The organism is Streptomyces sp., assembly GCF_035563135.1.
Lineage (GTDB): Bacteria > Actinomycetota > Actinomycetes > Streptomycetales > Streptomycetaceae > Streptomyces.
In genome coordinates this window covers 1-8,463 of the sequence record NZ_DATMVN010000235.1, presented here as the reverse complement: position 1 = coordinate 8,463, position 8,463 = coordinate 1, and the positions used below count along the sequence as shown (strand labels likewise).

Genomic DNA, 8,463 nt, shown 5'->3' with positions numbered 1-8,463 from the left:
TGCGGCGCAGCCTCGGCTTCCAGCGGGGCCGGGGCACCGGCGTCACGGCCGCCTTCCCGTCCGCCGCCGGCTCGGGCTCCTTCGCCTCCACCGGGGTGCGCGGCCCCGGGGCCTTCGGAGTGCCCGGCATCCCGAACAGCTCCGGGCTCTCCAGCCCGCCCACGAATCCCGGCACCGCCGTGCCCAGAACCATGGGCCCCTGCTCGCCCTGGACACCTTGGATGCCTTGCGCGCCTTCGCCGAAGGACCCCGGTTCGATCCGCCACCACTCGGGCTCGTCCCCGGACGGCGCCTGGCCCAGGCCCGCCATGTGCGGCGCGGACGCCGACGGCCAGTCCGGGACGGGCTCCCCCGGCACCGGCGCCGCCAGGGCAGGCTCCCCGGGCACCGGCTCCCCGGACCCAGGAGCCACGCCCGGGGGCCTCCCGCCCTCCGGCGACGCGCCCTTGCGCGACGTGTCTTTCCGGAGCACACTCCGCCGCGCCCGCGGCACCCCTCGCGGGCCTGCCGCGCCCGTGGGCGCCTCCGCCCGGGATGACGGCGACGGCGCCGCCCCCTCGTCCGATCCGGCTGCCGCGGCCACGAGTTCATCCGGTGCGCCGAGCCGGCCGAGGATGCGCCGGACCACCGCCGGAGAGTCCGAACCGTCCGTGCCGCGCTGCCGGTCGATCTCGCCCCGCAGCGTCGCCACGAGCCTCATCCGGGCGCCCGAGGGCAGCTGTTGCTGCTGGGCCAGGTCACCGACCCGGCTGAGATAGTCGTAGACGAGCTGGTCGCTCTCGATCCCCATGCGATGGTCCTCCCTCCACCCACCTGCCCCGACGGTAGCGTTCCAGGGGCTACCGTGGGACGGATGGGGACGACCACACCACCGCGCACGCTCGCCGAGGCCCTGCGCGCCCGGGGCGACGAATCGCTGGCCGGGCTGCTGCGCGCCCGCCCCGACCTGCTCAGCCCCGTGCCGAACGACATCACCCAGCTGGCGACGCGGGCCGGCACGCGCGCCTCCGTCGTCCGTGCGCTGGAGCACCTCGACCGTTTCGCCCTCCAGACCGCGGAGGCGCTGGCCGTCGCGCCGGACCCGGCTCCCTACGGCACGCTGCTCGCGCTCCTCACCGGTGACGGCCAGGGCGACGGCGACGGGCACGACGAGGCGAGCGCGGCGATCACCGCCGCGCTGCCCGCCGCCCTCGGCACCCTTCGCGAACAGGCCCTGGTGTGGGGCGAGGACACCCGGCTGCGCCTCGTGCGCACCGCGCGCGAACTGCTCGCCCCGTCCCCGCAGCGCCCCTCCCCCACGGGCCTCGGCCCGACCGTCGCCGAGGCCACGGCCGGGATGTCGCCCGGGAGGCTCCAGGACATCCTGACCACCGCCGGGCTGCCGGCCACCCACGACCCGGTGTCCGCCGTCGCCGCGCTGACCGGACTCTTCACGGACCGGACCAGGATGGCGGAACTGCTGGACACCGCCCCGGTCGAGGCGCTGTCCGTGCTGGACCGGCTGGTCTGGGGGCCGCCCTACGGCGAGGTCACCCCCAATCCCGCGCCGCCCGTGCAATGGCTGCGCGACCGCGGGCTGTTGCTGCCCGTCTCGACGCGCACGGTGGTCCTGCCGCGCGAGGCGGCACTGCATCTGCGGGCCGGCCGCGCCCACCGGGTGCCCGAACCCGTGCCACCGGCCCTCGTGGCCACGGCCGAGCGCGATCCCCAGGCTGTGGACAGGGCGGCGGCGGGCCAGGGCTTCATGGCGCTGTCCACCGTCGAGGAGCTGCTGAAACTCTGGAACGACGGCGGCCCGGCCGTCCTGCGCGCGGGCGGCCTGAGCGTACGCGAGCTGAAGCGCACCGCCGGCGCGCTCGACGTCCCCGAGCCCGTCGCCGCCTTCTGGATCGAACTCGCCTACGCGGCGGGCCTGCTGGCCTCCGACGGCGAGACCGACGAACGGTACGCGCCGACGCCCGCCTCCGACGAGTGGCTGGACCTCCCCGCCCAGGACCGCTGGACCCACCTGGCCACCGCCTGGCTCGCCGCCACCCGCACCGCGGGCCTGATCGGGGGTCAGGACGCGAAGGGCAGGGCCCTGTCGGCGCTCGGCCCCGACCTGGACCGCTCGGCCGCACCCGAGGTACGCCACCGGGTCCTGGCCCTGTGCGCCTCGCTCCCGCCGGGCACCGCACCCGATCCGCAGACCCTGCTCGCCCGGCTCCGCTGGGAGCGTCCGCTGCGCGCGTCGGTACCGGGCGGCCCGGCGGCCCCGGGCGAGGCCCTCGACCTCCGCTCACGGATCGCCCTGTGGACGCTCGACGAGGCGGAACTGCTCGGGATCACCGGCCGGGGGGCCCTCGCCTCGCAGGCCCGCGCACTGCTCGACGAGGGCCCCGGCGAGGCCGCCGCCCGCCTCGCCCCGCTGATCCCCGAACCCCTGGACCACGTGCTGCTCCAGGCCGACCTGACGGCCGTCGCCCCCGGCCCGCTGGAACGCCCGCTCGCCGACATGCTCTCGGTGCTCGCCGACATCGAGTCCAAGGGCGGCGCGACGGTCTACCGCTTCACCCCCGGCTCCGTACGCCGCGCGCTCGACGCCGGGCAGGCCGCGACCGACCTGCACGCCTTCCTGGCCACCCACAGCCGTACACCGGTGCCGCAGCCGCTGAGCTACCTCATCGACGACGTGGCCCGCCGCCACGGTCACCTGCGGATCGGGGCCGCCTCCGCGTACGTACGCTGCGACGACGAGGCCGTGCTCAACGAGATCCTGGCGGACAAGCGCGCGGCCGCCCTGCGGCTGCGCCGGCTCGCGCCGACCGTCCTGGCCGCGCAGGCCGACCCCGGGTCGCTGCTCGAAGGGCTGCGCGAGATGGGGTACGCCCCGGCCGCCGAATCCGCCGAGGGCGATGTCCTGATCACCCGTGCCGATGCCCGCCGCACACCGCCCCGTACGCCGCCCGTCCCCGTCCCCGAGGGCCCGCCGGTCCCGGACACCACGCTGCTGACCGCCGCGGTGCGCGCCATCCGGGCCGGTGACACGGCCGCCAGAGCCGTGCACAGGGAAGTCTCCGACCCGGGCGAGGCGGGCTCCCTGCCCCGTACGACGCCCGCCGAGACCCTGGCCACGGTCCAGGCGGCGGCGATGACCGGCTCGGCGGTCTGGATCGGCTACGTCAACGCGGACGGCGCCGCCAGCCAGCGTGTGATCGCCCCGGTCAAGGTCGAGGGCGGCTTCGTGACGGCGTACGACCACACGGCCGACGAGGTCCGGACGTATCCGCTGCACCGGATCACGGGCGTCGCGGAGCTCGCCGACGAGCAGCCGGCCTGACGGGCCCGGAGCCGCGAGGCCGTGGCCGAGCAGCCTGTCCCGGCCGGATCAGGGCTCCGTGAGACCGCCGAGGGCAGCGGCCTCCCGGAGCACATCGGTGAGCATGGGCATGGTGAGCCGGCCCGTGAACGTGTTGCGCTGGCTCGGGTGGTAGCTGCCCAGCAGGTGCAGCTCCTGCCTGCGCTCCGTGGCGGGCAGCACGACGTGCGCGCCGTGGCCGAAGGCGGGACGCGGGCGGGGCAACCGCCACCCCGCCCCGGCCAGCACTGGAAGCAGGGCCTGCCAGCCGAAGCCGCCCAGCACCACCACCGCGCGCAGCCCCGGGCTCAGCAGGTCGAGTTCGGCGGCCAGCCACGGGCGGCAGGCGTCGCGCTCCCCCGGGGTGGGCTTGTTCGCCGGGGGAGCGCAGTGCACGGGGGAGGTGAGCCGTACACCGCGCAGGGCGAGCCCGTCCCCGGGGCGCGCCGAGGTCGGCTGCGAGGCCAGGCCCACCTCGTGCAGTGCGGCGAAGAGGAAGCCGCCGGTCGCGTCGCCCGTGAACATCCGGCCGGTCCTGTTGCCCCCGTGCGCGGCGGGCGCGAGCCCGACCACCGCCACCGCCGCGTCCGGGGGCCCGAATCCGGGGACCGGACGCCCCCAGTAATCCCAGTCCTGGAAGGCCGCGCGCTTGACGGCGGCGACCTCCTCCCGCCAGGCCACCAGCCGGGGGCAGGCCCGGCATCCCGTGACCAGTGCGTCCAGCTCACCGAGCCCGGCACACCCCGGCGCGTGGCGGGCCGGGAAGCCCCGGTCGTCGGGGCCCGGCGCCTGCCCCGCGGTCTCCGTCGTGTCCATCCCTCCACGCTACGGGCCCGCCCGGTCAGTGCCGCAGGAGGACGGCGCGGCAACCCAGGCGCCGGTGTCACCCCGGCTTCTGCCGCGCCGCCCTGAGACGCCCCACGAGCCGGTCCACGTCCGTCCATGGATTGTCCGCATGCCCGTTCGCGCTGCGTTGTCCCAGATGCTGCGCACGGTCCGCCGCGTTCGTAAAACGCTCCCGGACACTCTCGAAGTCGACATGCTTACGGCTCGCGGTGTAACCACCGATCCCCAGCTTCTCCAGTGCCTTCTACGCGGCTTCCGACGTGTGGTAGCGCGAGACATCCATGAAATGCAGGAGGATCCACAACTCGAAGCACGGGTTCGTGAGGACCACCTCGACGCCGTGGCGTCGCGCCAGTGCGAGCGCCTCGTCAAGTCCGGCGTGCGGCCTGGGCGCCTCCACATCGATCACACACCAGACCTCGTCATACTCTGTCCGCCGGTCCTCGGCGGAGCGCGGCGCCCTCTTCTCGTGCTCGATCGCCGCGCGGACGAGCGACTTGGGTTCGCCGTGTTCACCGCCCACGCAGATCGACACCGGAAGAGTGCGCACCTCAGTTTTCAGACCCCGGAAGTACTGGACCTCCGTGCACTCCCCCTCGCAGTAGATGAGATACCTACGCTGCTCCTGGCGTACGCCCCGCGTCCGTTTCAGCGGCTTTCCCCGCTTCACTGCCACCCCCAAGTCTGAGAGCCGCGGCCGTGTCCCGCAGCAGTTCGTCCTCCAAGTGCGGGACCGCGCCGAAGCGTCCGCCGAGGTAGCGCCTCTCCAGGTTGTCGACAGAGTCCCGGACGGAGAATTCCGTCATCGGGAACAGCCTGGTCGTGAGTGCTCCGGGATCCTTCTCCGTGAACCACACCTGGTCCCTGAAGAGCTCCGTCCGGACATTCCGCCCCAGCAGCGCGGCCTCATGGGTCGTGAAGACCAGTTGGGCCCCGGCTGTGTTCGTCTCGGGGGACTGGAACATCCCCACCAGAGCGTCCACCAGATAGGGATGCAGACGCGCGTCCAGCGCGTCCACACACAGGGCCCCGCCCTCGGCCAGTGTCGTGACGACAGGGCCGACGAGGCCGATCCACGTCCGCGTGCCACTCGATTCCTGTGCCAGGTCGAGAGCGAACGTCCCCTCGGCCGTCCGGTGCTCGACCCTCACCCGTTGTTTGCTGTTGACCTCAACCTTGGCCTTGTCCCCCAAAGCCTCCTGAAGGACACGCGAGATCCGCTTCTGATCCTCCAGCACGGTTTCGTCCCACTCCGCGATCTCCAGCCCGGACACTCCGAGGTCGGCGAAACGGAGCAGCGCCATCACGGGCGACGGCTCATTTTCCCGACGACCGGCGAGGCAGAGCTGGACCGTGCGGTCGAGCCGCTGGGAGAAGTTGTGGTCCGTAGCCACCCGCAGGCCTGAACTGAACCACTGGAAGACCCTGTGGAGCTGATCGTGCCCCTGTGCCGCCGCGACGGACAGATACAAGCTGTTCGGCCTCAGCAGCTCGGCGATCACTTTCCGGCGGCCGGTGAGCCAGCGGCCGAAGGTGACGACGTCTGCCGCGTCGCGCTCGTAGAGACGGCGCTGCCGGCCTTCGGGGTAGTAGTAGAGCCACTCCTCGGTCACGCGGGTGTCGTCCACGGAGAATCCGAACTGATGGCGTACGCCCTCCAGGACGAAGTCCACAGCGAACGAGCTCGGCTGCACCGCGCCCTGCGCACCCAGCGCGAAGGGCCGACGCGGCACACCCCCGTCGGGGTCCCAGCGGCGGAACGACGACAGCACTGCGGTCCGCATCCAAGCGATGGCATCGATGACATTCGACTTGCCCGACGCATTGGTTCCGTACATCGCGAGCACAGGCACGGCGCGGAGTTCCCCGCCGGGCGCCGCCACCTCAGCTCTTGTGTCGTGACGGTCCGCAGCGACCAGCGAGAGCTCCTGCTCGTCGAGGAGCGAGGCGTGATTCGCCACCTGGAACCGAAGCAGCATGACGGCTCCTCCAAGCATCTGCTGATGTCGTTTGGTGGTCTGTATCGTCAGGATCTGACGATACAGACCACCAAACAACATTGCATAGGCCTGTCATCCTTTCGGATTCATGGTTCGGGCGGAAGGCCGGTCCCTGCTCGGCGCACAGCTCCCCCGGTCACGCCCGCGATGCGGCACACTGGACGTTTGGCCGCTCGCACCCGGGCGGCCACCCCACGCCGGAAAGGGCCGACGCGTGACCGGACCCCTCATCGTCCAGAGCGACAAGACGCTGCTCCTCGAGGTCGACCACGACCAGGCCGAGGCCTGCCGCCGTGCCATCGCGCCCTTCGCCGAGCTGGAGCGTGCCCCCGAGCACATCCACACCTACCGGGTGACCCCGCTCGGCCTGTGGAACGCCCGCGCCGCGGGGCACGACGCCGAGCAGGTCGTCGACGCGCTCGTGGAGTACTCGCGCTACCCCGTGCCGCACGCACTCCTCGTCGACATCGCCGAGACGATGGCGCGGTACGGCCGCCTCACCCTGTCCAAGCACCCCGTCCACGGGCTGGTGCTGACGTCCAACGACCGGCCGGTGCTGGAGGAGATCCTCCGCTCGAAGAAGGTCCAGCCGCTGGTCGGCGCGCGCCTCGACCCGGACACCGTGGCCGTGCACCCCTCCGAGCGCGGCCAGATCAAGCAGACGCTGCTGAAGCTGGGCTGGCCGGCCGAGGACCTCGCCGGGTACGTCGACGGCGAGGCGCACCCGATCGACCTCGACCACGACGGCTGGGCACTGCGCCCGTACCAGAAGCAGGCCGTCGAGGGGTTCTGGCACGGCGGCTCGGGTGTCGTCGTGCTCCCCTGCGGCGCGGGCAAGACGCTCGTCGGTGCCGGTGCGATGGCCGAGGCCAAGGCGACCACGCTGATCCTGGTCACCAACACGGTCTCCGCCCGGCAGTGGAAGCACGAGCTGGTCAAGCGCACCTCGCTGACCGAGGACGAGATCGGCGAGTACAGCGGTACGCGCAAGGAGATCCGGCCGGTCACCATCGCCACGTACCAGGTGCTGACCACCCGCCGCAAGGGGATCTACCCGCACCTGGAGCTGTTCGACTCCCGCGACTGGGGGCTGGTGATCTACGACGAGGTGCACCTGCTCCCCGCGCCCGTCTTCAAGTTCACCGCCGACCTCCAGGCCCGCCGGCGCCTGGGGCTCACCGCGACGCTGGTGCGCGAGGACGGGCGCGAGTCGGACGTCTTCTCGCTCATCGGGCCCAAGCGGTTCGACGCCCCGTGGAAGGAGATCGAGGCGCAGGGCTACATCGCGCCCGCCGACTGCGTCGAGGTCCGGGTGAACCTCACGGACTCTGAGCGCCTCGCCTACGCGACGGCCGAGGCCGAGGAGAAGTACCGATTCTGCGCGACGACGGCGACGAAGCGGAAGGTCACCGAGGCGCTCGTACGCAAGCACCGGGGCGAGCAGACCCTCGTCATCGGGCAGTACATCGACCAGCTCGACGAGCTCGGTGAGCACCTGGACGCCCCGGTGATCAAGGGGGAGACGAGCAACGCCCAGCGCGAGAAGCTGTTCGAGGCGTTCCGTCAGGGCGAGATCAGCGTGCTGGTCGTGTCGAAGGTCGCGAACTTCTCGATCGACCTGCCGGAGGCGACGGTCGCCATCCAGGTGTCGGGGACGTTCGGCTCGCGCCAGGAGGAGGCGCAGCGGCTCGGACGGGTGCTGCGGCCGAAGGCGGACGGGCACGAGGCCCGGTTCTACTCGGTGGTCGCGCGCGACACGATCGACCAGGACTTCGCGGCGCACCGCCAGCGGTTCCTGGCCGAACAGGGCTACGCGTACCGGATCGTCGACGCGGACGAGCTGCTGACGGAAAGCTGACGGAAAGCTGACGGAGAGCTTCTGACAGGGGGCGGGGCCGTTCTCGCCGGGGCTCAGCGGTGGCGGCGGACCACGCCCGCCTCCTCCGCGTACTCGCCGAGAACGGCCACGCCGAACGCGGCGCGTGCGAAGACCGAGACGGCGCGCACCGCGTCTCCTATGCGGTGGCTGTGCGGGTGACCGGTGGCCGCGGTCGCGCCGTGCGCGGGGCCGGTCCTGCGAGGGTTCAGATAAAGGGTGCTCATGCATTCCATGGTGCTCCGCCCGCCCGCGCCCCGGCATCGGCCTGCGGGCCGAAGCGTGCGGGGGCCCGGGTAGGCCGGAGGTCGCATGCCGTCCCCTACGGGGCGGACACGGCGCAGGCGCCCCGCCCGGCACCTCGCCCCACGCCTCCCCCGCACCCCGCCCGGCACCTCGCCCCA

Annotated in this window: 7 protein-coding genes; 2 read left to right on the top strand and 5 right to left on the bottom strand. The window is 72.7% G+C overall.

The window, feature by feature from the left end; translation table 11 throughout:
- A partial coding sequence (locus tag VN520_RS10325; RefSeq protein WP_325746568.1) for a hypothetical protein occupies positions 1–790 on the bottom strand: 790 nt, incomplete at its 3' end.
- Between the two features lie 63 nt (positions 791–853).
- Here VN520_RS10325 and VN520_RS10320 point away from each other — a divergent pair.
- Positions 854–3,319 (top strand): helicase C-terminal domain-containing protein, encoded by a 2,466-nt coding sequence (locus VN520_RS10320; RefSeq protein WP_325746567.1) that lies wholly within the window; start codon positions 854–856, stop codon positions 3,317–3,319.
- A 48-nt stretch (positions 3,320–3,367) separates the two neighbouring features.
- On the opposite strand, the gene VN520_RS10315 is transcribed toward VN520_RS10320, so the two are convergent.
- The 3 genes from VN520_RS10315 to VN520_RS10305 form a co-directional block, all read right to left on the bottom strand.
- Positions 3,368–4,153: a uracil-DNA glycosylase gene (locus VN520_RS10315; protein ID WP_325746566.1), complete on the bottom strand. Its 786-nt coding sequence runs from the start codon at positions 4,151–4,153 to the stop codon at positions 3,368–3,370.
- Positions 4,154–4,427: 274 nt separating this feature from the next.
- Positions 4,428–4,853 carry an RloB family protein gene (locus VN520_RS10310; protein ID WP_325746569.1) on the bottom strand — a complete coding sequence of 142 codons (426 nt, stop codon included), beginning with the start codon at positions 4,851–4,853 and terminating at the stop codon, positions 4,428–4,430.
- Complete coding sequence (locus tag VN520_RS10305) at positions 4,798–6,162, bottom strand: ATP-binding protein (protein WP_325746565.1); 1,365 nt, start codon at positions 6,160–6,162, stop codon at positions 4,798–4,800. Before VN520_RS10305 ends, VN520_RS10310 begins: the two co-directional genes overlap by 56 nt.
- Positions 6,163–6,397: 235 nt before the next feature.
- Here VN520_RS10305 and VN520_RS10300 point away from each other — a divergent pair, with 235 nt between their 5' ends.
- Positions 6,398–8,041 carry a DNA repair helicase XPB gene (locus VN520_RS10300; protein WP_325746564.1) on the top strand — a complete coding sequence of 548 codons (1,644 nt, stop codon included), beginning with the start codon at positions 6,398–6,400 and terminating at the stop codon, positions 8,039–8,041.
- 53 nt (positions 8,042–8,094) lie between these two features.
- Here the strand turns inward: VN520_RS10300 and VN520_RS10295 are convergent, their stop codons facing one another.
- Positions 8,095–8,286, bottom strand: coding sequence for a hypothetical protein (locus tag VN520_RS10295; RefSeq protein WP_325746563.1), 192 nt, complete (start codon positions 8,284–8,286; stop codon positions 8,095–8,097).
- Positions 8,287–8,463: the final 177 nt, after the last annotated feature.

Bases quoted from the DNA above. Each gene is read 5' to 3' on its own strand.
- VN520_RS10320 (WP_325746567.1), top strand. From the start codon at position 854: ATGGGGACGACCACACCACCGCGCACGCTCGCCGAGGCCCTGCGCGCC.
- VN520_RS10315 (WP_325746566.1), bottom strand. From the start codon at position 4,153: ATGGACACGACGGAGACCGCGGGGCAGGCGCCGGGCCCCGACGACCGG.
- VN520_RS10305 (WP_325746565.1), bottom strand. From the start codon at position 6,162: ATGCTGCTTCGGTTCCAGGTGGCGAATCACGCCTCGCTCCTCGACGAG.
- VN520_RS10295 (WP_325746563.1), bottom strand. From the start codon at position 8,286: ATGAGCACCCTTTATCTGAACCCTCGCAGGACCGGCCCCGCGCACGGC.